The organism is Rosettibacter firmus, from assembly GCF_036860695.1.
GTDB lineage: Bacteria > Bacteroidota > Ignavibacteria > Ignavibacteriales > Melioribacteraceae > Rosettibacter > Rosettibacter firmus.
In genome coordinates this window covers 784663-810678 of sequence record NZ_JAYKGJ010000001.1, presented here as the reverse complement: position 1 = coordinate 810678, position 26016 = coordinate 784663, and the positions used below count along the sequence as shown (strand labels likewise).

The 26016-nt window shown below is 29.0% G+C and carries 22 protein-coding genes and 2 tRNA genes; 13 read left to right on the top strand and 11 right to left on the bottom strand.

Annotation, left to right across the window (positions count from 1 at the left end):
- The first annotated feature begins 54 nt into the window (after positions 1 to 54).
- Genes VJY38_RS03555 through VJY38_RS03535 form a run of 5 tightly spaced genes read left to right on the top strand, consistent with a single transcriptional unit; the run spans position 55 to position 5615 of the window.
- The gene (locus tag VJY38_RS03555) at positions 55 to 828 is read left to right on the top strand and encodes an outer membrane protein assembly factor BamD (protein ID WP_353679290.1); all 774 of its coding nucleotides are present in this window, start codon (positions 55 to 57) and stop codon (positions 826 to 828) included.
- Positions 803 to 1279: an acyl-CoA thioesterase gene (locus VJY38_RS03550; RefSeq protein WP_353679289.1), complete on the top strand. Its 477-nt coding sequence runs from the start codon at positions 803 to 805 to the stop codon at positions 1277 to 1279. Before VJY38_RS03555 ends, VJY38_RS03550 begins: the two co-directional genes overlap by 26 nt.
- Complete coding sequence (locus VJY38_RS03545; protein WP_353679288.1) at positions 1269 to 3350, top strand: FG-GAP repeat domain-containing protein; 2082 nt, start codon at positions 1269 to 1271, stop codon at positions 3348 to 3350. Before VJY38_RS03550 ends, VJY38_RS03545 begins: the two co-directional genes overlap by 11 nt.
- Positions 3350 to 4984: an MXAN_6640 family putative metalloprotease gene (locus tag VJY38_RS03540; protein ID WP_353679287.1), complete on the top strand. Its 1635-nt coding sequence runs from the start codon at positions 3350 to 3352 to the stop codon at positions 4982 to 4984. The genes VJY38_RS03545 and VJY38_RS03540 overlap by 1 nt, the downstream gene beginning before the upstream one ends.
- Positions 4977 to 5615, top strand: coding sequence for an ABC transporter ATP-binding protein (locus VJY38_RS03535; RefSeq protein WP_353679286.1), 639 nt, complete (start codon positions 4977 to 4979; stop codon positions 5613 to 5615). The genes VJY38_RS03540 and VJY38_RS03535 overlap by 8 nt, the downstream gene beginning before the upstream one ends.
- A gap of 41 nt (positions 5616 to 5656) precedes the next feature.
- Here VJY38_RS03535 and VJY38_RS03530 read toward each other — a convergent pair whose 3' ends face one another.
- The 6 genes from VJY38_RS03530 to metH are packed head-to-tail and all read right to left on the bottom strand — an operon-like array spanning position 5657 to position 14471.
- Positions 5657 to 6121, bottom strand: coding sequence for a NanQ anomerase/TabA/YiaL family protein (locus VJY38_RS03530; RefSeq protein ID WP_353679285.1), 465 nt, complete (start codon positions 6119 to 6121; stop codon positions 5657 to 5659).
- A gap of 42 nt (positions 6122 to 6163) precedes the next feature.
- Entirely contained in the window at positions 6164 to 6703 is a 540-nt protein-coding gene (locus VJY38_RS03525) for an outer membrane protein (RefSeq protein WP_353679284.1), read from the bottom strand.
- Between the two features lie 19 nt (positions 6704 to 6722).
- Positions 6723 to 8585: a CocE/NonD family hydrolase gene (locus tag VJY38_RS03520; protein ID WP_353679283.1), complete on the bottom strand. Its 1863-nt coding sequence runs from the start codon at positions 8583 to 8585 to the stop codon at positions 6723 to 6725.
- Entirely contained in the window at positions 8582 to 9328 is a 747-nt protein-coding gene (locus VJY38_RS03515) for a nucleotidyltransferase family protein (protein ID WP_353679282.1), read from the bottom strand. Before VJY38_RS03515 ends, VJY38_RS03520 begins: the two co-directional genes overlap by 4 nt.
- The gene (locus VJY38_RS03510) at positions 9325 to 10770 is read right to left on the bottom strand and encodes a RapZ C-terminal domain-containing protein (protein WP_353679281.1); all 1446 of its coding nucleotides are present in this window, start codon (positions 10768 to 10770) and stop codon (positions 9325 to 9327) included. The genes VJY38_RS03515 and VJY38_RS03510 overlap by 4 nt, the downstream gene beginning before the upstream one ends.
- The gene (metH, locus tag VJY38_RS03505) at positions 10770 to 14471 is read right to left on the bottom strand and encodes a methionine synthase (RefSeq protein ID WP_353679280.1); all 3702 of its coding nucleotides are present in this window, start codon (positions 14469 to 14471) and stop codon (positions 10770 to 10772) included. The genes VJY38_RS03510 and metH overlap by 1 nt, the downstream gene beginning before the upstream one ends.
- 109 nt (positions 14472 to 14580) lie before the next feature.
- Between metH and rfaD the strand changes: the two genes are divergently transcribed.
- The 3 genes from rfaD to VJY38_RS03490 are packed head-to-tail and all read left to right on the top strand — an operon-like array spanning position 14581 to position 16427.
- Positions 14581 to 15564, top strand: a complete 984-nt coding sequence (gene rfaD / locus VJY38_RS03500) for an ADP-glyceromanno-heptose 6-epimerase (protein WP_353679279.1) — start codon at positions 14581 to 14583, stop codon at positions 15562 to 15564.
- Between the two features lie 23 nt (positions 15565 to 15587).
- Positions 15588 to 15935, top strand: a complete 348-nt coding sequence (locus tag VJY38_RS03495; protein WP_353679278.1) for a four helix bundle protein — start codon at positions 15588 to 15590, stop codon at positions 15933 to 15935.
- A gap of 33 nt (positions 15936 to 15968) precedes the next feature.
- On the top strand, positions 15969 to 16427 hold the full coding sequence (locus VJY38_RS03490; RefSeq protein WP_353679277.1) for an NUDIX hydrolase: 459 nt from the start codon (positions 15969 to 15971) through the stop codon (positions 16425 to 16427).
- 46 nt (positions 16428 to 16473) lie between these two features.
- Here the strand turns inward: VJY38_RS03490 and VJY38_RS03485 are convergent, their stop codons facing one another.
- Positions 16474 to 17271 carry an alpha/beta fold hydrolase gene (locus tag VJY38_RS03485; RefSeq protein ID WP_353679276.1) on the bottom strand — a complete coding sequence of 266 codons (798 nt, stop codon included), beginning with the start codon at positions 17269 to 17271 and terminating at the stop codon, positions 16474 to 16476.
- A gap of 64 nt (positions 17272 to 17335) precedes the next feature.
- Here VJY38_RS03485 and VJY38_RS03480 point away from each other — a divergent pair, with 64 nt between their 5' ends.
- From VJY38_RS03480 to VJY38_RS03460, 5 genes are all read left to right on the top strand, one after another.
- Positions 17336 to 19771 (top strand): sigma 54-interacting transcriptional regulator, encoded by a 2436-nt coding sequence (locus tag VJY38_RS03480; RefSeq protein WP_353679275.1) that lies wholly within the window; start codon positions 17336 to 17338, stop codon positions 19769 to 19771.
- Positions 19772 to 19926: 155 nt separating this feature from the next.
- Positions 19927 to 20943 (top strand): hypothetical protein, encoded by a 1017-nt coding sequence (locus tag VJY38_RS03475; protein ID WP_353679274.1) that lies wholly within the window; start codon positions 19927 to 19929, stop codon positions 20941 to 20943.
- A gap of 35 nt (positions 20944 to 20978) precedes the next feature.
- Positions 20979 to 21899, top strand: a complete 921-nt coding sequence (locus tag VJY38_RS03470; protein WP_353679273.1) for a hypothetical protein — start codon at positions 20979 to 20981, stop codon at positions 21897 to 21899.
- An 88-nt stretch (positions 21900 to 21987) separates the two neighbouring features.
- Positions 21988 to 23880: a hypothetical protein gene (locus VJY38_RS03465; RefSeq protein WP_353679272.1), complete on the top strand. Its 1893-nt coding sequence runs from the start codon at positions 21988 to 21990 to the stop codon at positions 23878 to 23880.
- An 11-nt stretch (positions 23881 to 23891) separates the two neighbouring features.
- Positions 23892 to 24575: a FecR family protein gene (locus tag VJY38_RS03460; RefSeq protein ID WP_353679271.1), complete on the top strand. Its 684-nt coding sequence runs from the start codon at positions 23892 to 23894 to the stop codon at positions 24573 to 24575.
- Positions 24576 to 24813: 238 nt separating this feature from the next.
- Here VJY38_RS03460 and VJY38_RS03455 read toward each other — a convergent pair whose 3' ends face one another.
- The 4 genes from VJY38_RS03455 to VJY38_RS03440 all read right to left on the bottom strand — a co-directional run bounded on the left by VJY38_RS03455 (position 24814) and on the right by VJY38_RS03440 (position 25960).
- A complete protein-coding gene (locus VJY38_RS03455) occupies positions 24814 to 25119 on the bottom strand; it encodes a GIY-YIG nuclease family protein (protein ID WP_353679935.1) in 306 nt (101 codons plus the stop codon).
- Positions 25120 to 25139: 20 nt separating this feature from the next.
- Positions 25140 to 25213 (bottom strand) — tRNA-Cys (locus VJY38_RS03450).
- Between the two features lie 69 nt (positions 25214 to 25282).
- Positions 25283 to 25355, bottom strand: a tRNA-Gly gene (locus VJY38_RS03445).
- Positions 25356 to 25438: 83 nt separating this feature from the next.
- Positions 25439 to 25960: a DUF2179 domain-containing protein gene (locus tag VJY38_RS03440; RefSeq protein ID WP_353679270.1), complete on the bottom strand. Its 522-nt coding sequence runs from the start codon at positions 25958 to 25960 to the stop codon at positions 25439 to 25441.
- Positions 25961 to 26016 lie beyond the last annotated feature (56 nt).

Below are 26016 nucleotides of genomic sequence, written 5' to 3'. Positions count from 1 at the left end.
CCATCTGGGTTTTAATTATTTTTGTATTAATTTAATTCTAATTTTGGGGTTATTTTGATAAGAAATGTTTTGACTTATTTTATTCTTCTAATTTTTTTAGTTGCTTGTTCAGGATCTATTGATACTTCCAAACTAACACCAGAAGAATATTTTAAATATGCAATGGAACTTTATAACAAAGAAGATTATCAGCAAGCTGCAATAGAGTTTCAAAATATTTTAATGCAGTTTCCCGGCAGTACAGTTAATGACGATGCTCAATATTATCTTGGTATGACTTATTTTAATGAAGAACAATATTTGTTGGCTGCTTATGAATTCAGTAAATTAATTCAAAATTATGCAACAAGTCCTTTTGTACCGGATGCTCAATTTATGTTAGCTGAATCGTATTATAAATTATCTCCACCATATCAGCTCGACCAATCTTATACAAAAAAAGCAATTGAAGAATTTCAGGCTTTTATCGATATTTTTCCATCAAATCCAAAAGTTGAAGAAGCCGAAAGAAAAATCAAAGAATTAAATGATAAATTAGCTCGTAAAGAATATCAGAGTGCACTTATTTATGAAAAAATGGAATATGATAAAGCAGCAATGAAATACTATGATTATGTTGTTGAAACTTATCACGATACTAAATATGCACCACTTGCTTTGTATAATAAAATTAAAATTGAAGTAAGAAAAGGAATGATTAACGAAGCTTTGGCGGATATAAATCTTTTTTTGAGCAGATATCCCAACGATGACAATGCAAATGAAATTAGAAATCTTGAAATAGAATTAATTAACAAACATAATGAGCTTACAACAGAGAAAAAGTAAAAGAGTACAGGATTCAATAGTTACAATGACAGAGCTTGTATTGCCCAATCATACAAACCAGCTCGGGAAATTATTGGGTGGTCAATTGATGCAATGGATTGATATTTGTGCTGCTCTGTCTGCTTCCAAACATTCTCAAAGGGTTTGTGTTACTGCATCTGTAGATAGAATTGATTTTCATCATCCAATAAAAGTGGGAGATGTAGTTACTATTACCGCTTGGGTTAATCGTGCATTTAGAACATCAATGGAAGTTGAAGTTAATGTTTATGCAGAATCTCATATAGAGGGTACAAGAATTCATACAAATTCTGCATTTTTGACTTTTGTTAGCGTAGATGAAAATGGCAAACCAGTAGAAACTTTTGAAATAATTCCTGAAACAGAGGATGAGAAACGAAGATTTGAAGAGGCATTGCAGAGGAGACAAAAAAGACTTAATGCTCAGTAATATTATCTTAGTACTTCTTTCCCTGTCAGTTAGTATTTATGCTCAAATTCCATTGAATGGTTTTTGTAGATTTCGTGAATTTTCTACAAAAATCAATTCATCAAAAATTTTTGGTGTAGATATTAATAATGATGGCTGGAGAGACATTGTTTCTTTACCAGCAGATAGAAAAAATTATAACATACAATTTTGGAGTAAAGAAAAATTCTCGAACCCTGTTGAAAAAAATATCAATTTCTTCCTTTATGATCTGAAATTAAAAAACCCACAGTCAAAAGAAACTAAAAGATTTGTATTCCTTTCAAGAAAGGATAGACTTTTTGGTTTACTATCATTCTCATCTTCTGGTAACATAAATATAATATCAAAAACCAAGCTGAACGGATTTGCTTCTAATTTCGATTTGAGTGATATTGATAATGATGGCAGTAGTGAAACTTTAGTATCTGGAACTGGATTTGAAGGCTTATCAATTTTTTATGATTATAAAAAAACATTATTAGAAAAAAAGATATTAACTGGACGCATCTTTTCCTATGCATCATTTATCGATCTGGATTATGATAGTTACACTGATATTGTAGCAGTTGACTTATTTACAAACTCATTTGTATTTCTTTATAATAATGGAGTTGGAGATTTCAAGCAAAATCGAGTTCTAAAGGTGAGTGAAAATATTGAGCAATTAAAAGTTGCAGATGTTAACTCTGATGGATTTAACGATTTAATTTATGTTTATAATAATAAGTTTGTAATTTATAAAGGTGATTCTGTCTCTTCATTTATAAAAAAAGAAATTTTAAACTGTCCTTCAAAACCAGATAAATATTATATATTTGATTTTAATGCAGATGGTTACAACGATATCGCTTTTATTAATAAAAGCGAAGGAAGTCTCTACATTACATTTGCCAAGAATACCGAATCTTTTTATGAGCCAGTTTTATATTTGAAAAGAAATGAAATTATTGATTTCGATGCCTATGTTGATAGAGGCGGAAGAAAGCTTGTTGTTTTAGATACATCAGGAAAAGTTTATTTAATTGACAAAGCTTTTTCATTGGGAGATGGATTATCCATAACTCTTCAATCAAAACCTACTGTGCTCGGAATTTTTAATTATATGTATGAAACAATGCAGGGACTTTATTTTGTAGACGAAGAAAGTACTACTTTAAATATTTTACTTGGAAGAAGAGATTATTATGTCGAAAAATATTATAGATATCCACTTTCATATAATCCTCAAAAAATAATTGTTGAAGAAACAAAAAAAGAACAAATAACATTTTATTGTTATTCAAATTCTTTAATAGAAATACTTAGTGTTAATTTTGAAAATAATAAATTATCAAGAAGAATTTTGTATGCTAAAGGTTCAATACTGGAATTAAAAGTTTCTAATAATAGATTAACAAATACACAAATAATTTACATTATAAGTAAGAAGAATAATAAATTATTTTTTGAGTCATATGAATTTAGAGATTTTAGATATGTTAATACGGATTTTGTTGAGATTTCTGGGAATATTGAATCGGCTACACTTTCTTTTAACTTAGGTAAAGAAATTTATTACTCGTCAAGATTTAATAATGTTCTATATCTTAATAAAATTCAAATTAATAATACTGTAGAAAATCCAGTTAATCTTACTACTTTAAGTTTAGATGACGTAAAAAATTATTCAACAGAAGTAAAGAGTATTAGTAGCCAAAATGAAAAAGATAAACCTATTTTTGTAATACTTGGTCATACTAGTTATTCAGAATTAATTGTTTTGCATAAAGGTCATTTAAAAACAATAAATTTCGAGAATTATTTTATAGCAAAAAATTATATTCGATTTTATGAATCAAATAACTATGGTAATTTATTTTTGTACGATAATCAGAGAGGGAAAATCAAAAAAGTAGTATTTGATAAAAATTATCTTAATTACAGAACGGGAGATATTTTTGATTCTAAAACAATCAATGATTATTTTATTCAACAAATTAAAAACAAGCAAGAATTAATAGTTTATACAGATTCTTCTGATAATCTTATCAAATTTAATTATGTGCGATAATGAAAAAAATAATTTTACTTCTAAACTTATTACTCTTAAATGTAGGCTTATTGGCTCAAAATCTTGATTCTCTTTTTTATGAATTTTTAAGAATAAAGGGAATCGAATCCGATAGGAGATATGTAACAACAATTTCTGATAGCAATTATATTAAATGTGGCTTCGGGATTGTAAGTTCTGTCCGATTAAATTATGATAAATTTACACCAAAGCAAAAAATTATTCTATCACAATTTTTTACTCGTCCAACTACAGACGCAAGTTTTGTTACACGTTCAGGTTTATTCAGAATTCATTTTAATAAGGCTGGAATTCATTCCCCTAAATATGATTTAAATGAGTTGGCAAGAGCAATCGACTCAGCATATAATTATGAAGTAAATATCTTAAAATATCCACCTCCACCAAAAGATTTTGGTGAAGGGGGAGATGATAAATATGATATTTATATTCAAAATCTTACTGGTGGTTTATATGGCTACACAGAAAATGAGACAGAAATTGGAAATAGAATTTATACAAGTTATATAGTTATTGATAATGATTTTTCAGATACATATACAAAAGGTATTGATGGAGCTAAAGTTTCTGTAGCTCACGAACTACATCACGCAATTCAAATTGGGAATTATATTTTAAGAAATGAAGATCAATTTTTCCACGAATTGACTTCAACAGCAATGGAAGAATTTGTTTTCGATAGTATTAATGATTATTACTCTTATATGCCATCGTTTTTTAATAATCCACAACGTGCTTTTGCTTATAATGATGGATATAATCTTGCAATCTGGGATATCTTTTTGAAAGAAAGATTCGGTTTCGATATCATAAAAAGGAGCTGGGAATTATTCAGAAATGAAAGAGCTCTAAATGCAATGGCTGATGCAATATCTGAGTACGGTTCATCTTTTAAAAATGAATTTGCATTATTTGGTCAATGGATTTTCTTTACAAATTATCGTACAGTTCCAAATAAATATTTTGAAGAAGCAGAAAATTATCCTTTAATTAAGCCTTCTCTAATTATGGAATTTATACAACCAACCACAACAGTTGAAATAAATTCTGAACCTGTTTCATCAAATTATCTTGTCTTTATTAATAATTCAGAAGCTGTTCCTGATACTTTTGTAGCAATAATTGCAAACACAGATATTACACAGGGAGTAGATAGTCCGGGCAGCAAACTTAATCTAAAGTACATTTTGTCGAATCAAAATTTTAAAGGAGAGAAAAAAATCATAGATAATTATTATTCAAAAATAGAATGTGATAACCCTTTTCTATTGACAGAATCAAATATTTTAAATAATAGATTGATTAATGAAGGACAAATTAGTACAACTGATATTGCTTATGCTTTCCCTCAGCCTTTTATGTATTCTAAAGATGATTTTATTTATTTCCCTGCAGAAAGGACAAAATCTGGCTATGCAGAATTGTATGTTTATTCAGTTAATATGGATTTAATTTATTCAGGTGAGCATAAAATTTTTTCTTCTGATAAAACTGTCATTAAATGGAATGCACTAAATAATGATATGAAAAAATTAGCATCAGGTATATATTTCTATTTTGTTAAATCTGGTGACATTCTTAATAAAGGAAAATTTGTAGTAATTAATGATTAATTATTCTTTACATATCGAGCATCTTGTTAAATATTTTGGTAGAAGATTAGTCTTTAATGAGATAAATGAATCATTCAAGGCTGGAAATATTTATGGAGTGGCTGGACCCAATGGCTCTGGTAAATCTACATTTGTAAAAATAATTGCAAATTTAATTTCGCCAACACGAGGTAGAGTTATTCATAAAATAGATGATAGAATAATTGTTAATGAGCAGCTCCACAATTATATTGGTTTTGTTTCTCCATATCTTTTTCTTTATGATGAATTTACAGCCGAAGAAAATTTGATTCACTTTTCTAAAATTCGTGGAATCCCTTTTCATAAAGATTATGCAGATTATTTATTATCGGAGTTCAATTTGTATGATAGAAAAAATGATCTGGTAAAAGGATATTCATCTGGAATGAAACAAAGATTGAAATTCATTTTTGCTCTATTACATAAACCACCATTAATAATTCTTGATGAACCTACATCCAATCTCGATAATTTTGGTAAAGATAAAGTATATGAAATAATTTTAAAAGAAGGTAAAGAAAATCTTGTGCTAATTGCTTCAAATGAAGAAGCGGATCTTAATTTATGTAGTTATGTTATAAATCTGGAAGAATATAAAAATAACAGATGACACAGTATTGATTTTACTTGCTGTGCCATCTGTGTTATGCATTAATTATTATTATCTTCTACTTTTACTTTCACCACTACTTTTTTAACAGGTGTAGATAAATTGACTGCAATACCAGGCATATGAACATCGGAAGGAAAGAATAAAGCAAAATATCCTTCTTCTGCAATTAAAAAATTTCCGTTCCCTTTTAAGAACATTACATCTTTTTCCTGATTATATTCTTCTGTAACGATCATTTTAATGGAATTGGAATAGCCCATTTTTTCTTTACCAGAAACTATGTATTGAATGTCAATATATTTTTTATGAGCTTCCCATTTACCAGCAGTAATGGGTTTTGTATCATAATTCTGAATTACAGCATAGATATTATCTCCATCAATTTCATATTTGCCAGCATCTAAATTTGTGAAATCTGTATTTAATAAATATTCAAAAGCCTTTTGAATTCTATTTCCAAGATTAAAATAAAGATGAGCATTTTTTAGTTGATCATAAATCATAATTGCTCCTAAAATTGAATTTCTTAATTACAAATTATGAAATTATAATTCAAATAAAACACCCACAGTAATAATGTAGAAATTATTTTTGAGTTCCTTAACGCCGGGCAGTCTATCTAATTTCAAATTAAGGAAAACATAACGAATATCTCCTGTTAGTATTAAGTTTCCCAAACCAAACTCAGCTCCAAGTCCAAGATGGTAACCAAATTCACTTTTAGTTTGATCTTTGAGTCCTAAAGAATTCAAAGTACTGGAATAATCTATTTTAGTATTATACCATCCTGCACCAACAGTACCATAAAGAAGTGGAAAGAAGTACAATAATCCACTAACCATTACTGGATACATTTTGGTTTTAACAGCTCCATTCTCATAATCTTCACTTCGATAATTAATTGCAGCTTCTACAGCAAAGCTATGAGCTAAATAAATTCTTCCCATGGCACCTAATAGCATCGAGCCTTCTGCATCTTCAGATTTGTGATAGCCTAATTGTGGACCAATTGCAATTGACTGAGCATTTAATTCTAAAGCTAAAATTAGATTAACAATAAATATAACTATAATTTTCTTCGACATAATTCCTCCTAATGATATGTTATTTAATTGTAAAGAACTTTATTGATGAAGGATAATTTTTTGAAAAATAAACTCTGTGAGTTGCTTTTTGAAAATCATTTTTATCTGCCGAATAAATATCAACAAATTTTTGTGGGTTGCGATCAAAGAATGGGAAAAAACTACTTTGTATTTGTACCATAATTTTATGACCTTTTAGAAAAGTATGGTCAATGTCATTAAGTTTTATTTTAATATTGGTAATTTTATTTGGAACAAATGGTTCAGGTTTTTCATAACTGTTTCTAAATTTACCTCTTAGAATTTCATATCTTATTAATCTTTGATAACCACCATATTCTACATTGTTTGGATTTGTTTCTGGATTTTCTTCTCCATCTGGATAAACATCAATGATCTTTACAATCCAATCTGCATCTGTACCTGTCGTTGAAACATATAAGTCAGCATAAATTGGTCCAACAATTGTGAAATCCTGTTCTAATGGTTCAGTTTCAAAAACCAGAACATCTGGACGCGAAGCAGCAAATCTTTGATCTTCGCTCATGTAAGTTCTTAAATACATTTGTTTAGAGTCGTGAAACTTAGCTGTATATGGTACAGGTTTATCTGGATCGCTAATGAACTCGTTGTATAAAGTTTTTTTGTTGGCAGGTTTTTCCCAGTTTAGTTTTCCATTTGAAGATAGATATAAAAATTTTGTTTCTACATTTTCAGGTGGCCATTTTTCATAGCTAATCCAGGTATTGCTGCCTGTTCTATATGTTATTACTTCTGGAATATTTAATTGTCCTTCGTTCTTCAGATAATATTTAAAAAATGGCGTTAGAATATTTTTGCTATAATATTCACTGGTGTTTTCTGGAAAAATAAAGTCACCAAACATATTACCATTACTTCTTGCCCAACCTCCGTGACTCCATGGACCTAAGACTAAATGGGTTTTATTTTCAGGATTTTTTTCTTCAATTGATTTATAGATATTTAATGGCCCATATAAATCTTCTGAATCGTACCAGCCACCTACAATTAAAACTGCTGGCTTTACATTTTTAAAATGTGGTAAGTTATTTCTTGCTTTCCAGAAATCATCATAAGTTCCATGTTTAATTATTGAATTCCAGAATGGCAGTTTATTATGAAAAAATTTTTCGTTTATATTTTTTATTGGTCCAAGTTTTAAGAAAAAATTATACATATCTGGAGAATCATAAGGATCTATTGTTTTCCATTTTGTTTTTAAACTATCTCTTGGTTGATCAAATGTTTTAAAAAAATTAAAAGACATTGCAAGTGTAAGAGCTCCATTATGATGCATATCATCTCCAATGAACCAATCTGCAATAGGAGCCTGTGGCGATACTGCTTTTAATGCCGGATGCGAATCAATTAAACTCATTGCAGCATAAAAGCCTGGATAAGAGATGCCCCAAATTCCAACATTACCATTGTTGTGTTTAATATTTTTGATTAGCCAGTCAATTGTATCATAAGTATCTGTAGTTTCATCAATATCATTTTTACTTTTTTTAATTGGAATATATGGACGCATATTTTCAAATTCTCCTTCGCTCATAAATTTTCCTCGTACATCCTGATATACAAAAATGTAACCATCTCGTGCAAATTCTTCGTTTGGTCCTAATGTTTGTGGATAATTATTTTCACCATAGGGAGATACTGTATAAGGTGTTCGAACCATCAAAAATGGATAATCTTTAGTAGTATCTTTTGGAATATAAACTGAAGTAAAAAGCTTAACACCATCTCGCATTTCAATTCTATATTCTTTCTTGATATAATTTTCTTTGATCCACTCTATGCCCTGAGCATTAATTAAGCTATAAATAAAAATTAATAACAAGAATAATTTTTTCTTCATATCAATTCCTTTATAAAATTAGTTTTTGTTATAAATTTTTCTGCTTCTATTAAGTTTTCTTTTTTACCTAAATCGAAAAAGAAATTATTATTATGCTCATAAAATGAAATTTTGTATTTAGATGCTAATGTAAGATAAAAATCAATAATTGAAAAAACATCTTTATCTGGAAAATTTTTGAAAACAATAGGAGTTACTGTATGTATGCCACTAAAAGCATATTTCGAAATGGGGCCAGAAGGGTTGCGAACAATTTTTACTTCACCTGTTTTTATGTTTTCCCAGCCGCATAAATAGTTTTCGCTATCAAACAAAAAATATCTTGATGAATTTCGTTTTTGAACTGCAATTGTGATAACAGAATTTTGTGACTTATGATATTCATAAAATTCTTTCAAATTAATGTTGCTTATAATATCTACATTGTGAATTAAAAATGGTTGGTTATCATCAAAAAACCAGGATGCTTTTTTTAATCCGCCTCCTGTATCAAGAAGAAGTTCTCTTTCATCGGATATTTTTATTTCAATGTTGAAATAGTTATTCTTTTCAAGAAATTTTATTATTTGATCTGCATAATGATGAACATTAATTATAATTTCTTTGAAATCATATTTGATTAATCTTTTAATTATTATTTCAATTAATGGGATTCCATTTAATTCAATTAATGCTTTTGGTTTGAAATCTGTTAGTGGTTTCAGTCTTGTTCCCAAACCTGCAGCAAGTATAAAAGCTTTCATGCAATAAATTTATTTTTATTTAATTGTGTATGTGTAACTTCTATTGTTACATCATATTTAGAAGAAAGATATTCTGCTAATTTTTCTGCAAAGTAAACTGAACGATGTTGACCACCAGTACATCCAAAATTAATCATTAAATCTGTCCATCCTTTTGCAATATAGTTTTCTATTGATTGAGAAACTATCTTAATTGTATTATTCAAGAACATTTTAGCTTCGGGCATATTATCTAACAATTCTTTTACTTCTTTATTTTTTCCATTCAGGTTTTTGAATTTTTCGATTTTTCCCGGATTTGGTATGGCTCTACAATCAAAAACATAACCACCACCATTACCGGTTGGATCAACTGGAATTTTACCTCTGTAAGAAAAACTATTAATTCTTACAGTTAATTTATTGTGATTCGATTTATTTACTTTGAATAATTTTAGTTCATCTAATTTGATTAATTGTTCAAGTATAGAAAACAATTCCGGAATCTTTATCTGTGTTTTGAATTTTTTCAAAATTTGTTCGAGACTTTTAATTGCATAAGGAATGCTTTGAATAAAATGAGATTTACCTTCGAACAATCCTCTATAGCCATAAGCTCCAAGCATTTGCAATAATCTAATTAAAACAAATCCATCATAATATTTTAAGAACTCTTTATAATTAATTTTGATGAGTTTGCTGATATAATTCAGGTAATGTTCAAGAAGTTCCTTTTGTAAGTTTTCTGGTATATCTGCTTTTGAATCGAAAAGTAATGAAGCTATATCATATTGTAGAGCACCTTTTCGTCCTCCCTGATAGTCGATAAAATAAAGCTCGCTATCTTTAATCATAATATTACGAGAGTTAAAATCTCTGTACATAAAATAATTTGAATCAGCTGAAAGAAGAAATTTAGTTAGTGTTTTGAAATCATCTTCGAGCAGTTGTTCATCGAAGTTAATATCAAATGCTTTTGCGAAATAATATTTGAAGTAATTTAAATCCCACATAATTGATTGCTTATCAAAAGCAGGACGGGGATAACAAATAGAAAAATCAAGATTAACACGAGCTTTAATTTGAAATTTGGCGAGTTCTTCTACAGCTTTTTTATAAAAGGGAATAACCTCTAGCGGGAATTCTCGTTTTTTTCTTTTTGTTATTAAAAATGAATATAATGTTGTATCTCCTAAATCTTCAAGTAAATAAATTCCTTTAGACAATCTTGATGAATAAATTTCAGGAACATTTAATTTATTTTTAGAAAAATGTTTAGTAAGATAAATGAATGCTTTATTTTCTTTTTTGTTTTCGTTGAACACACCAATAGCTGTTTTATCTGCACTTATAATTCTAAAATATTTTCTATTGGAACCAGAACCAGTAATTTGTGTGAATGTAACAGGTTTTTGGTTAGACCATTTTTTAAAGAGATTTTCAAGTTCGAGTTTGTAGTTCATTAATTCCTCTCTTCATAATCATTGTAATTTAATATTGGACGTAACCACTTTTCGACTTCTTTTAAGCTAATGCCTTTCCGTCTCTGATAATCCTGAACCTGATCTTTTCCAATCTTACCTACATTAAAATATTTTGCTTGTGGATGAGCAATATATAAGCCGCACACAGATGCAGCAGGATACATTGCAAGACTTTCTGTAAGTTTTATATTAATATTTTTTTCCACATTTAGAATTTTCCAGATTGTAATTTTTTCTGAATGGTCTGGTTGAGCAGGATAACCTGGTGCTGGACGAATGCCCTGATATTTTTCTTGTATTAAATCTTCGTTAGATAAATTTTCATCTGGAGCATAGCCCCATAATTCTTTTCTAACTTTTTCGTGTAGCAATTCTGCAAAAGCTTCTGCCAATCGATCTGCAATTGCTTTGACCATTATTACATTATACTCATCGTTTTCCTTATTAAATTTTTCTATAATATTTTCAATCCCTATTCCAGCTGTAACTGCAAATAGACCAATATAATCATTAACATTACTCTCTTTTGGTGCAATAAAATCTGCAAGTGCTAAATTTGGTAGTCCCTTTGATTTTAGTATTTGTTGTCTAAGTGTATGTAAGATTGCAAGAATTCCTTTGCGGGATTCATCAGTATAAATTTCAATATCGTCTTCAAAAGAATTTGCGGGGAATAATCCTACAATACCATTTGCTTTTAATAATTTATTATGAATTATATTATTAAGCAGTTTATTGGCATCTTCAAAAATTTTCTTTGCTTCTTTTCCATAAGAAGGATTTTCAAAAATTTCGGGATAATGTCCTTTTAATTCCCAGACCTGAAAGAATGGTGTCCAGTCAATATAATTTTTAATCTCTTCGAGTGGATAATCGTTGAAAATTGTTATTCCTAATTTATTTGGGGTTTTAACTTTGTAATTATTCCAGTCGAGTAATAATTTATTTTTTCTTGCATCTTCAATTGAAATAAAATCTTTATCTGATTGTTTTTTGTAATGAATTTCTCTCAATCTTTCATATTCTTTTCGGATTTCTTCTGCAAACTTATCTTTTATTTCTTTGTTTAGAAGATTGCTAACAACTCCAACACTTCGAGAAGCATCGAGTACGTGAATTGTAGGATTTGAATAATTAGGTGCAATTTTAACTGCTGTGTGAACACGTGAAGTTGTAGCACCTCCAATAAGTAAAGGAATTTTTAGTCCTAATCTTTCCATTTCTTTTGCAACGTGAACCATTTCATCAAGAGATGGAGTTATTAAACCACTTAAGCCAATTATATCAACATTTTTTTCAACTGCTGTAGATAAAATTTTATCTGATGGCACCATAACACCTAAATCAATTACATTATAATTATTACAGCTTAGTACAACTGCAACAATATTTTTTCCTATATCGTGGACATCACCTTTTACGGTAGCAAGTAATATTGTTCCAGCTGCTCTATTCTCGTTCGATTTTTTTTGATATTGTTCAATAAAAGGAATTAAGTATGCAACTGCTTTTTTCATTACTCTTGCACTTTTTACAACCTGGGGTAAGAACATTTTTCCAGAGCCAAATAAATCGCCAACTATATTCATACCATCCATTAGTGGTCCTTCAATAATTTCAAGTGGGTTTGTATATTTTTGTCTGGCTTCTTCAATATCTTGTTCGATATACTCTGTTATTCCATTAATGATTGAGTGTTTTAATCTTTCTTCTACAGAAGTATTTCTCCAGCTATCGCTAATAATTTCTTTTTTAGAGTCTTTACTTACTGAGTTTGCATATTCAACTAATCTTTCTGTTGCATCGGGTCTACGATTAAATAAAACATCTTCAACTAATTCCAGTAAATCTTTAGGGATTTCTTCATAGACAGTTAATTGACCTGCATTGACAATTCCCATATCCATTCCAGCTTCTATAGCATGATAGAGAAAAACTGAATGAATAGCTTCTCGTATAATATCATTTCCTCTAAAAGAAAATGAGATATTACTTACACCACCACTAACTTTACAGAGTGGTAGATTCTTTTTAATCCATCTTGTAGCTTCAATAAAATTAATTGCGTATTGATTATGTTCTTCAATTCCAGTAGCAATTGCAAAAATATTTGGATCAAATATTATATCCTGTGGTGGAAATCCAACTTCTTTAGTTAAAATTTCATAAGCTCTTTTGCATATATTAATTTTTCTTTCAAAGGTGTCTGCCTGACCAGCTTCGTCGAAAGCCATAACAATTACAGCTGCACCATATCTTAAAATTTTTTTTGCTCTTTCCTTAAAAATTTCTTCTCCTTCTTTTAATGAAATTGAATTTACAACGCCTTTTCCCTGAAGACATTTTAATCCTGCTTCAATAACACTCCATTTTGAAGAATCTATTACAATAGGAACTCTTGCAATATCTGGTTCCGAAGCAATATACTTTAAGAATTTTGTCATTGCTTCTTCTGAATTTATCATTGCTTCGTCCATGTTTACATCAATCATTTGTGCACCATTTTCAACCTGTTCTCTTGCAACAGATAATGCTTCTTCAAATTTATTCTCTTTTATCAGTCGTGCAAATTTTTTGGAACCTGTAACATTTGTTCGTTCACCAATATTTACAAAATTTGTATCGGGACGAAAAATTAAGGGTTCTAAACCACTTAATCTTAAGTAAGGTTTTATTTCAGGTATTTTTCTTGGTGGATACTTTTTTGCTATTTCGGCAAATGCTTTAATATGTTCTGGTGTAGTTCCACAACAACCACCAATTATATTAAAAAATCCTTCGCGAGCAAATTCTTCCAGTACATAAGCCATTGATTCTGGTGATTCATCATATTCACCAAATTCATTTGGTAAACCTGCATTTGGATATAAACTTACAAAAACATTTGCAATCTCAGATAATTCGGCAATAAACGAACGCATCTGCTTTGGACCAAGTGAACAATTAAGACCTACACTCAACAAATTTTTAGTGTGAGAAATTGAAATCCAGAAAGCTTCTACTGTTTGACCGGAAAGTGTTCTTCCACTCATGTCTACAATTGTTCCTGAAATCATAATCGGGATTTGTATTTGCAAATCATCACATAATTCCATTATACCAAAAAGAGCTGCTTTAGCATTGAGTGTATCAAAAATTGTTTCAAGAAGTAGAATATCAACACCACCATCAATTAATCCTTTAGCCTGTTCTTTATATGCATTTTTGATTTCATCGAATGTAATTGCACGATAACCGGGATCGTTTACATCTGGGGATATAGAAAGTGTTTTATTTGTGGGACCTAAGGCACCTGCAACAAATCTTGGTTTATCTGGTGTTTTAATTGAAAATTCTCTGGCAGCCTCTTTTGCGAGACGTGCAGCTTCATAATTAATTTCATAAATTAAATTTTCTGTTTTATAATCTGATTGAGATATTGATGTAGCATTGAATGTGTTTGTTTCAATAATATCTGCACCTGCTTCAAGATATGCACGATGAATTTCTTTAATGATATCCGGTCTGGTAAGTACAAGGATATCATTATTTCCCTTTAGTTCAACCGGATGATTTTTGAATCTATCACCTTTAAAATCATCGTCTTTCAATTTATATTTTTGAATCATGGTTCCCATTGCTCCATCGAGAACCATGATTCTTTCACTTAAAATCTTTTTTAGTATTTCAAGATTGTTCATAAAATCCTTTCAAATCTATTTAGAAATAACAATGCAATGTAAGAATATTTTCATTAATCAATGATTATGATTAATTTTCGTTTAAATATAATAAATAAATGAGAAGTTTATGATAGTAGTTACCGGTGGCGCTGGGTTTATTGGAAGCGCAGTGGTGTGGAAACTAAATAAAATGGGCATCGATAATATCATCATAGTTGATGAGCTGGGAAGTGATGATAAATGGAAAAATTTGTGTGGACTTAAATTCGAGGATTATTATCATAAGAATAAATTTATTGATTTAGTAAGAGTTAATAGCGTCCCTTTTAATATTGATGCAATAATTCATCTCGGTGCTTGCTCATCCACAACAGAAAGAAATGCAGATTATTTGATGGATAATAATTTTAGATACTCTAAGGATCTTGCTATTTACTCCATAAAAAATAATATAAGATTTATTTATGCATCTTCTGCTGCTACTTATGGCGATGGATCAAATGGATATAATGATGATGAATCACAACTTGAAAAACTTAGACCACTGAATATGTATGGTTATTCAAAACATATTTTCGATTTGTGGTTAAAAAGAAATAATTTGCTTAATAAAGTTGTTGGATTGAAATATTTCAATGTTTATGGGCCCAATGAATACCACAAAGGTGATATGAGAAGTGTTGTTCACAAAGCATTTGAGCAGGTTAGAGATACTGGTAAAGTAAAACTCTTTAAATCATATAAAAGTGATTATAAAGATGGTGAACAAAAAAGAGATTTTATTTATGTAAAAGATGCAGTGGATATCACTTTGTTTTTTTTGGAGCACAGAGATAAAAATGGAATTTATAATGTTGGTACAGGAAATGCTCAAACCTGGATAGAACTTGTTACAGCATTATTTAATGCTATGAATAAACCTGTTAATATTGAATTTGTTGAAATGCCCGATGAAATTAAAGATAAATACCAGTATTTCACAGAAGCGAATTTAAAAAAATTAAGAGCAGCTGGTTACAATAAACCTATTATGAATGTACAGCAAGGTGTTAGTGATTATGTTAAAAATTATCTTTTGAAAAATCCATACCTTGATAATAGTGTGGATTAATATAAAATATAGCTGGAGTATAATTGACACAAGAATTTTCAAAAGGTGAGTTTAGAAAAAGACTTTACTTTTTTACTCTAAAATTAATTGAATTTATTGATCAGCTACCAAAGGACAATGTTTCTCAAAGAATTGGTGATGAACTTTTTAGCAGTGGAACGAGTGTAATAAGTAATTACATTGAGGCAACAGCTGCAACTACAAAAAAAGATTTGAATAATTATACGATTGCATCATTAAAATTTGCAAATGAATGTAAATTATGGCTTGCACTTGTAAGAGATAGTAAAAGAGCAAATCCAGATAAAGTTAAATGGTTTTTAGATGAGCTCGATGAAATTTCTTCAATACTTGCAGAAACAATTTCATAAAATTTGTATTTATCTTTTCTAAAGGAATTAATTATGCAACTCGCTACATTATGTTATGTAATTGATGATGATAAAACATTGATGATGCATCGTGTCAAGAAAAAGAATGATATGCACGAAGGAAAGTGGAATGGACTTGGCGGAAAATTTGAACACGGAGAAACACCAGAAGAATGTGTTATTCGCGAAGTAAAAGAAGAATCTGGCTTATTAATTAAAAATCCTAAGTTGCATGGTTTTATCACATTCCCGATGTTCGATGGTAAAAAGGATTGGTATGTTTTTCTTTTTACAGCAAAAGAATTCGAAGGTAATTTAATTGATTCTAAAGAAGGAATACTTAAATGGATTCCCAATGATAAACTTTTAGAACTTAATTTGTGGGAAGGGGATAAAATTTTTATCCCCTGGCTATTTCAGGATAAATTTTTTAGTGCAAAGTTTATTTATGAAGATGGAATCTTAAAAAATTATGAAGTTAAATTTTATTAATTCTTCTTTAAGAATAAATTCAATCATTCGTAAATATTTATCTAACTTAAACTTGTAACCTTCTTTTTAGAAATCCTTTTATTAAATCATTTACAGCACCTGGATTTTCAATAGGTGACATATGACCAGCTCTTGGAATTATTGCAAATTCCGAATCTGGAATTTTTTCAGACATTTTACGCATAACATCAGGTGGAGTTAATTTATCGAATGAACCACATAATATAAGTGTTGGAATTTTAATCAATGGCAGAAATTCAGTAGTATCTGTTCTACTCATAATTGCTATTATTGCACCTTTAACACCAGTAGGATTGTGATTGAATGATTTGTTTAATACTGAAAGATAAAGATCTTTTTCTTCTTCAATTGTAATATCAGCAAAGCAATTTGGGACAAAATTTTCTACGAACTTTTTTAATCCTTCTGTATTTATTGTATTTATATTTGATGAACGCCTCAATTTCCCTGCATTGTCATCTGCTTCTGATCTTGTATCACATAAAATTAATGCACTAAAATTTTCTTGTTTTCTTTCGATTGCTCTTAAAGCAATATAACCTCCCATTGATAATCCACATAAAACAGGCTTTTGTAATTTTAATTCATCTATTATTGAGAATAAATCATCTACATAGAATTCCATAGTGTACTGTCCATCGCCAACATAACTTTCGCCAAGTCCTCTTACATCATAAGCAACACAATAATATTCATCTTTTAAAGCTTCAATTTGATTATTCCACATCGTGTGATCAAAAGGGAAACCATGAACAAAAATAATTGATTGCTTTGATGGTTCCCCAAAAGTGTTAACCGATAGACCATTTACTGTAAGTTTCATAACAATACCTTTGAATTATTTTTTGTAAATTAAAAATACATATATGTAAAAAGTTATATTTATTATGAATAAGTTACAAAAAATTCTTTTTTATGAACATCATTTAAGAAAATTGGTAATTGTACTGGGAATTCTTTTAGTTGTAATAATTAGTTCTGTATCGAACTGGATTAATTACACTACAGAAAATTTATTCCGAATTTTTGCTGGCGAAAAAAATGTTGATAGTTCAATAGTAATTATTCATATAGATAATAATGATATTGAACAATTGGGTGGCTGGCCTTTAAAGAGAAGTTATTATGCTTTGTTAATTAATAAACTGACGCAATTTAATGTTAAAAAAATTGGGTTAGAAGTTCTTCTCTCGGATAAATTAGCTTTTCAGTCAATTTATGATGATTTATTGAAAGAAGAACTATTAAAATCAAATAAAGTTGTTCTTTCTTCCATTATAACTAATAAAAATAAAGAAGGAGAATATTTTGGAAAGGACACTTTAATTTATTCAAATCCCAAAAATGATTTGCCTCAATTGTCATCTGGACACCTCAATTATATTTTAAAAAATGGAATATTTGTTCCTTCTGTAATCTACATTAATAAAAATAAAGAAGTTGCTTTTGCAGTAAAACTGGCTGACAAAGAATTTGAGAGAAAGAATGAATTACTCAAGATTAATTTTTATACATCATGGAGAAAATTTAAAAACTTTACACTTCTTGAATTTTTCAATCTAATTGATAATGAAACTGCATCAAGATATTTCAATAACAAAATTGTTTTGATTGGTGTAAGCGATCCTTCAATTGCAAAAACTTTTTCTACATTTTATGATGACGAATTACCAGGTGTGGGTTTTCATGCAATTGTTCTTGATAATTTGATTACTAATAGAACTATTAAATATCAATCAAGCATTTTTATTGCTGTAATTTTTCTTTTGATTCTATATGTAACTTCTCAAATAAAGTTTAAAGTCAGTCACACCAAAGCAATAATAATTGTTATTATAGCTTATCTGATTACATCATTTATTCTATTTAATAATTATTTTATAGAAAATTATTACTCATTAGTAATAGCACCAGCGTTGTTATTATTAATTAACGAAGGTTTTATTTACGTTCTTAAAAACAAATTAAAGATTGAAGAAACATCAAATGAATTATTACTGCTAAAAAATATTTTGATTACAAAAGAACAATTATTATCAGATTTAATAAAAGAAAATGAAAAAAATAAAAATGAGGATTTAATTGGTAGAATAGAAAAACTTAAAGAAGAAATAGAACAATTGAAAAAATATAGCGATGAAGTTGAAGAAAGTTATACAGAAAACGAAGTAAAAATTTTCGAGGGAATTGTTTATAGAAGTAAAGAGATGGAAGATGTTGTTAAATTAATTACAAAAATTGCACCTTCCGATGCTACAGTTTTAATTTTGGGTGAAAGTGGAAGTGGAAAGGAATTGGTTGCTCGTGCAATTCATAATTTGAGTAATAGAAAAGAGAAAAATTTTGTAGCAGTAAATTGTGCAGCATTGCCAGAGTCTCTCCTTGAAAGTGAATTGTTTGGTCATGTTAAAGGTGCATTTACTAATGCCTATTCTGATAAAAAAGGAAGATTTGAAATTGCAGATGGTGGAACAATTTTTCTGGATGAGATTGCAGAAACAAGTGAGAATTTTCAAGCTAAGCTTCTAAGAGTTATTCAATTTGGAGATTTTGAGAAAGTTGGTTCAACCGAAACAAAACATGTTGATGTAAGAATTATTGCAGCAACAAATAAAAATTTAGATGAAATGGTGAGACTTAAAAAATTCAGAGAAGATCTTTTTTATAGATTGAATGTTTTAAGGATTGAAATACCACCTTTAAGAAAACGAAAAAATGATATAGAAGTACTTGCAAACTATTTTGCCCAAAAAGAAGATAGCTCATTAAAAATTTCTAAGGGAGTTATAGAAAATTTAATAAGAAATGAATGGAAAGGAAATGTTAGAGAACTGGAATCTGTAATCAAAAGAATGGTAATATTTGCAAAATCTGAAAATAGAAATATAATTACCTTGAAAGATTTGCCATCAGAATATTATAATATCGAAAAAGATGATTTTGAGAATATACTTCTTAATGCATTGCGAGAAAAAAAATTTTCCCATTCATCCATAAATCAAACAGCTGAAGAATTCAATTTGAGTAGAACAATAGTATCTGAAAATTTTCGTGGTATCTTTTTTAAGACTTATGTGAATTCAAATTATAACCTTGAAGAAACTGTTAAAACTTTAGCATCAACTGATGATAAACTGGTTCTTGATAAGGTTAAAGCTAAAGTATCAATGTATCTGGAAAATATAAAAAAGGATTTAGTAAAATTTGATAATTCTGATTTTACATTTATTAAATCAAAGATGAAATCAAAGTATAAAAATTTACCTGTAAGGTATCATACATATTTTGATGAGATAATAAAACATTATCTTGCCGAAAAATAGAATTAAAACGACGGAGTTAATTTTTTCCAGGCATTTTGTTATAAATTCCAGGCATTTGATGTTGTGAAATTATTTGAAAATATGCTAAAAAAGAAATTTTATACTTGGCACAGAAAATGAACCTCCTTGTGAAACACAAAAATATGGAGGAAAATATGAATCGCTTAATTTCTCATCTTCTTAACTTATCAATGCTGGCAATTATTATTTTTTCATTAATAGCCTGCGATGATAAAAACCTTATTACAGAACCAGAGAGTTCAAACTTAAAATCGGCTTTAGAAAAAATTACTTATTCTGACGAAGCTCTAAATTCATTCATTCCTAATTATAATGAAGAACAGGCACTTAGCTTGGTTAGTAGTCAGCTTGGCAAAACATTATATCCAATAAAAGTTGGACATGTAGTAAATCTTAAAGAACGCACTTTACAAATTGATTATGGAACTGATACAGCTCTTGGTCTTCTTACATTAAAATTTGAAGGTGATTTGATTATAATTGGCTCATTTACTGATAACAACAAAAGCATTCCTGATACAGTAGTTAAAAAACCATTTACATCTATTATAACCAGAAAAATTAAATATGCAAGAATTGATAGTACTGGCGATAATCTTGTTGATTGGAAAGTTGTTGGCTCTTCTTTACCAGCAGGCGGTACAGAAACAAGTAACATAGAAATTACAAAAGTTACTTTAAAAACTTTAGATGGTAAAACTGTTACTATAACTTCTCCTAATGACTTCTTCTTTGATTTTGGAAGAGGCTATGGATTATTAAGAGATACATCTAATACTAATATGCATAATTCTGGTAATGGAAAACATGGAAAAGTTAAAATGAATGATTTAATGCCATTTTTAGGTAGAAAACAACCAGTCACAGTTACAGTTGAAGTAAAAAGTATTTATGAAAAACCTGATTTTCTTACATTAACACATGGTGCTATGGTTAATGCAGGAATGTATAGAACTAAAGAAAAATTTGAATTGAAAGACACACAATTTGATGGAACTTATTACATTCGAACATATGAAAAAACATGGGTTACTCATTTGCATCCAGGATTTATGCATGCAGTAATAAATTTATTACCTGATAATTCAATTACAGATACAGATTTTCAGGTTGAAGAAAAAACATGGGGAATTCCTTACGCAGTTAAATAAAAAGGAGGCGGATTAACTTCCGCCTTTTAATAAATATGAATAACTTAAAAAAAATATCGTCTTATATTTTTATTTCACTTTTAATCTGGAGTTGCGGAGAACCAGCTCCTACCGAACTTTTATCGGATGAAAATTCAGTTACATCAAATGTACAGATCGAAACGATATCAAATGATGCGGATGCAAGTATAAATTCTTATGGATATGATTCTACAGGTATAATCAATCCATTTCTTAAAAAAAGTACAATAATTAACATTACTGGTGTAAGAAATTCAAGTATGGGAACTATTCAAAACGAAGGTTATTATTATGCAATTTTTAATGATAAAGATAAACCAGTAATGGTAAAAGGAAAAAAACTGATTGGGTTTAAGTCAAAAAATTTTAACTCTGTTAGATTCAATAATTATGAAGCTATTCCGATCCCTAATAAGATTTCTTATATGGATAGAATGATGGTGAGAGATACAGTACTGGGTATTAAGTATTTTGCTAATCAACGTATGATGCGACACAATGGTCAAATGCATAATTTCCCATTTTTATCTAAAGTAAATTTTAAAGCATTTGTGAACAAAAATTCTTTTGTTCAATTCGATATTGAAACACCAGATGAAATTGTTGGAAAAATTACATTTGAAGGAAGCAGAGCAAGAAAAAATCTCTATCTAACACTGGAATGGAATGCACTCCCGAATGATAATGTTGAAATTGTGATTGCTCGAATTAAACAAAATACTAATGAAACAGAACCACTAATTAAAATTAGACATAATAACAATGGTAAAATTAAAATACCTTTCAGTGTAATTGAACAACTTGTGGCTTTGCAGGATAAAAAAATTATTATAAGCTTTATTCGTAAAATTGAAAAAGAACTTAACTTTAACTTGCTTGATGATACATTTATTACAGCACAAAGCATTCATAATATTAAAATCGATATTCCATAAAAAAATATTTTTTTTATTTATAATATTAAGTTTATTCTGGAATATATATTCATTTGCTCAACTTTCACTTGATTATTATGGGAATGTTATGACTGATTTTAATTCACATTTTAGATTAAATAGTCTGGAAAGCAATGTTTCTAACTACAGTTTATCGAAAGATATGGAGCTTTCTTCAACATTTGAAGGTGTTATCGATTCGAAATTGAGTAGCAATCTTTATGCTTTGTCTTTCTCAAAGAAATTGAATAATCATTACTTTTATTTGAGATATACTCCTGGTATCATTCAACGTTTTATTATTAAAAGTGGTTTGAATGTTCAACTTCCTGATAGTATTGCTGAGTTGAAAACAGAAATTAATTTTGAAGAGAAATATGGATTGGGATACTCATGGAAAATTTCTTCTTCCTTTACATTAGGTTTTTCGTTTAGATATTTTGTACAGGAATTTATAGAAGAAAAACCAGTATTATTTTATACTGATTCTGTTAATTACATTTCAATTAAAAATGAAGTAACACAAAACAATTATTGGCGTGGTGATATTGGAATTACTTATACACCAAATCGAAATTTTATTATAACATTATTCTCAAATAACCTATTCTTAACTGAAGAAACTCTTCAAAATGATTTAATAAAAAATTATTCTTTGAAAAGGAATAAAAGTTTAACATCAGAAATACTTATTTCACCATTTCAGCATCTTAATCTTTCAGGTGGATTTGAAACTACAGGTTCATTTTATGCGGGAATCAATTACTCTAAAAAATTATTTAATGGTTCTCTTACATTGGGTGGTTTATTATTTCACGACAAATACCAGCAACCTTATTTTGCAGGATTTTTAAGTTCTATAAATTATTCTACTAATCTATTTAGTATAACTTTAAGTGGCATTAAATATTTTACTGATAGATCTCGAACGAGTTCAATTGATAAGATGATTAATTATGGAATTCATAATATTACAAATAATATTTACAGCCACGATAGAGTATATCTTACAGTTAATTTTGCACTGGGGTTTATTAAAGAAAAGCAGGTGAAGTTTATTGATCTTGACATTAAGAATGAAATTTATCCAACATTGCATGACCTTTATTTACAAAAACCAATAGCAGTAGGAAAAGTTGTAAATCTTACAAATAAAAAATTAGAAATAAGACCTTCAACTTTATTGAAAAATGTAAATGATGAAATTGTTTATTCACCAGCTGTTACTATTCTACCATACGATACTATTGATGTACCATTTTATACTTTTGTAAACAAGACAAATTTTATGAAAAGAGAAATAGCTCAGGCAGAATTTTATGTAAGTGTCGATGATTTAGAACCAGATGATAAAATTCAAAAATCAATTTTAGTTAATGATAAAAACAGCTGGGATGGTAATGTATCTAATTTGATGTACTTTGTGAGAGACGATTTTGAATTTTCTCGAAATTATTCTACACAAATATTGAAAGAATATAATTCTGAATTAAAATCAATTGACCTGAATCTTGAGAACTTTTATAAAACCAGAATATTATTTGAAAATTTCATAAAAGAGATGAACTATGTTTCTGATCCCCGTGCAAGTGTTGAGCATGTGCAATTTCCTAATGAGACAATAAAATTAAAAGGTGGTGATTGTGATGATTTAAGTGTTTGTTTTGCATCGCTACTTGAAAGTATTGGAATACAAACAGCTTTTGTTGATTATAAAAATGAGGATGGAATCAGTCACGTAAATTTATTGGTAAATACAAATCTTTCACCTGAACAAATGGATTTAATAACCAACAATGATAAAAAAGTTGTAATTAGAAAAAATGCTGAAGATAAAGATGAAATCTGGATTCCACTTGAAACTACATCTTTGAAAAATTTTGAAACAGCATGGTCGTTAGCTGCTGAAAAATTTAATAAAGAAGCTCTTGAAGAATCTGGTTTATTTAATGGTAAAGTAACAATAATAGATGTACAATAGAGAGGTGATATATGAAAAAGATAATTTTTATTCTATTAGTTTTATCAATTTCAATAAATTGTCAATCATTTACAGTAGAAAAAATAAATGGCGATGTAAAAGCATTAATTGGATACAGTGAAGAATGGATAAAAGTTAAAGAAGGTCAAATCTTAAAAGGAAGTGATTTAATTGCAACAGGTGATAAATCTTATGTGATATTAAATAATAATGGGAGTCGTTTCATTCTTCAAAGTAATTCAGCTCTGGGAATAAATAATATTAAAAAGATATCCATTAATGAATTACTTTTAGCTCTGGCAATGGAAGAAATTAGAAATTTACCAAAGAATAAGGAGAATGACACACGGCGTAATACTGCAGTCTATGGAGAAAAAGTAGGAAGTAGTTCAACAATTAAAAATAGTTTAAGTGATTTAGGGATTAAGAAATTGAATGGTGCAAAACATTTAGTTAAAAATGGTTATAAAGAATCTGGTATTTTACTTGCAAAAGAGACATTTCGTAAATATCCAGATACTAAATCAAAAATAGAAGATAGACTATTTTTTGTTGATGTTATGATTGATATTGGAATACTCAACGAAGCTCTAACTGAATTAGATGATATTAAGGAAAAGTGTTCTAAAGAAAGTCAAATAGAAAAAGTAGAAGAACGATATGAAAAGATAAAAGAAATACTCAGTAAAAAATAAGAGATTTACTTTAGTGTAATTCTCGTAAACAATATTAAGTTTTAGAAGAAATGATCAATTAATAAAAACAAGTTCAAGAGGGATCTCTCCGAGTAGATTTAAAAAAATCATTATTATGTTCCCAGAATCTGTTCCCGATGGGATGGATTTTTCAGAGATAAGTTTTCTGTAGAAAACAATATAGCGTCTTTGAGCGATCTGAGAAACGTAAATAAATTACATGGGGATTAAAACTAAGTTAAAGGCGGTCGGATTCGCCCGCCGAAGGCGGGTTGCAGACCTTCGATTGGATAATGGAATTAAGAAAAGTTCGTCCTTGACCAGATTTAAGAAATTTTTCTCTTAAGAGAGCATCATGTTTTGAAGAGAAAGTTTCGAAGTAAATAAGTTCAAGAGGGATGCGTCTGCGAGTGGATTTAACAAGGCCATTATTATGTTCCTTGAGTCTGCTCCCAAAGGGATGGATTCCCAGGGATAAATTTTCAGTAAAACCAATATACCGTTTATTATCTTTAAGAGACCTTAGAACATAAACAAAAAATATGGGGATTAAAACTAAGTTAGAGGCGGCGGTCGGATTCGAACCGACGAATAAAGGTTTTGCAGACCTTCGCCTTAGACCACTTGGCTACACCGCCCTCTGTTAATGATTCGAAATGTACAGTATTTACAAAAAAGAAATCCCGAATAGTATCGGGATTAGTTAGAGCGGGAAACGGGACTCGAACCCGCGACATCAACCTTGGCAAGGTTGCGCTCTACCAACTGAGCTATTCCCGCATTTCCAATCTCTTAAGAACAATTAATTTTCGTTTGTAAATATAATACTATGACTAATTCTTAGCAATAATATATTTATTTTTCTATACCCTGGGACCATGTATATATCCTCGATAAGGACGGGAATGTTGTACTGTGATAAAAGCTCGTTTGTCTATTGATTCTACAAGTCTTAAAACCTCTTCTAAATGTTTTCTTTTTATTATAACCAAAATAATCGAAATCTCTCCGACTTTCCCTTCACCTGGTAATTTTGTAACGCCAAAATTTTTTTCTCTTAGCTTGCTTACAATTTCATCTGTATGATGAAGTGATACTATACTAACCTGTGAAAATCCAATTGCTACTTTTTGTTCTAATGTTACTCCTAATATGTTCCCGATAGCAAAACCTAAAGCATAACCAATTAAATTAATTGTATTGTCTAAATGTCTTACTATGTAACTCATTGCCGTAATCCAGATAAGTACTTCAAAAAAACCTACAAATGCAGCATGATATTTTTTTGCCTGCACAACTAACATTGTCCTGAATGTACCTATTGTAACATCACATATACGCATGAGCATAATAATTAATGCACCAAAAATAGTTTCTAATGTCATTAATAAACCCGATATATTTGTTAATTAACTCTTATTTTTATATACCAAAATTAATA

Bases quoted from the DNA above. Each gene is read 5' to 3' on its own strand.
- VJY38_RS03465 (WP_353679272.1), top strand. From the start codon at position 21,988: ATGACTGATTTTAATTCACATTTTAGATTAAATAGTCTGGAAAGCAAT.
- VJY38_RS03540 (WP_353679287.1), top strand. From the start codon at position 3,350: ATGAAAAAAATAATTTTACTTCTAAACTTATTACTCTTAAATGTAGGC.
- VJY38_RS03535 (WP_353679286.1), top strand. From the start codon at position 4,977: ATGATTAATTATTCTTTACATATCGAGCATCTTGTTAAATATTTTGGT.
- VJY38_RS03485 (WP_353679276.1), bottom strand. From the start codon at position 17,271: ATGAAACTTACAGTAAATGGTCTATCGGTTAACACTTTTGGGGAACCA.
- VJY38_RS03490 (WP_353679277.1), top strand. From the start codon at position 15,969: ATGCAACTCGCTACATTATGTTATGTAATTGATGATGATAAAACATTG.
- VJY38_RS03480 (WP_353679275.1), top strand. From the start codon at position 17,336: ATGAATAAGTTACAAAAAATTCTTTTTTATGAACATCATTTAAGAAAA.
- VJY38_RS03460 (WP_353679271.1), top strand. From the start codon at position 23,892: ATGAAAAAGATAATTTTTATTCTATTAGTTTTATCAATTTCAATAAAT.
- VJY38_RS03520 (WP_353679283.1), bottom strand. From the start codon at position 8,585: ATGAAGAAAAAATTATTCTTGTTATTAATTTTTATTTATAGCTTAATT.
- VJY38_RS03510 (WP_353679281.1), bottom strand. From the start codon at position 10,770: ATGAACTACAAACTCGAACTTGAAAATCTCTTTAAAAAATGGTCTAAC.
- VJY38_RS03475 (WP_353679274.1), top strand. From the start codon at position 19,927: ATGAATCGCTTAATTTCTCATCTTCTTAACTTATCAATGCTGGCAATT.
- VJY38_RS03515 (WP_353679282.1), bottom strand. From the start codon at position 9,328: ATGAAAGCTTTTATACTTGCTGCAGGTTTGGGAACAAGACTGAAACCA.
- VJY38_RS03470 (WP_353679273.1), top strand. From the start codon at position 20,979: ATGAATAACTTAAAAAAAATATCGTCTTATATTTTTATTTCACTTTTA.
- VJY38_RS03545 (WP_353679288.1), top strand. From the start codon at position 1,269: ATGCTCAGTAATATTATCTTAGTACTTCTTTCCCTGTCAGTTAGTATT.
- VJY38_RS03530 (WP_353679285.1), bottom strand. From the start codon at position 6,121: ATGATTTATGATCAACTAAAAAATGCTCATCTTTATTTTAATCTTGGA.
- metH (WP_353679280.1), bottom strand. From the start codon at position 14,471: ATGAACAATCTTGAAATACTAAAAAAGATTTTAAGTGAAAGAATCATG.
- VJY38_RS03440 (WP_353679270.1), bottom strand. From the start codon at position 25,960: ATGACATTAGAAACTATTTTTGGTGCATTAATTATTATGCTCATGCGT.
- VJY38_RS03525 (WP_353679284.1), bottom strand. From the start codon at position 6,703: ATGTCGAAGAAAATTATAGTTATATTTATTGTTAATCTAATTTTAGCT.
- VJY38_RS03550 (WP_353679289.1), top strand. From the start codon at position 803: ATGAGCTTACAACAGAGAAAAAGTAAAAGAGTACAGGATTCAATAGTT.
- rfaD (WP_353679279.1), top strand. From the start codon at position 14,581: ATGATAGTAGTTACCGGTGGCGCTGGGTTTATTGGAAGCGCAGTGGTG.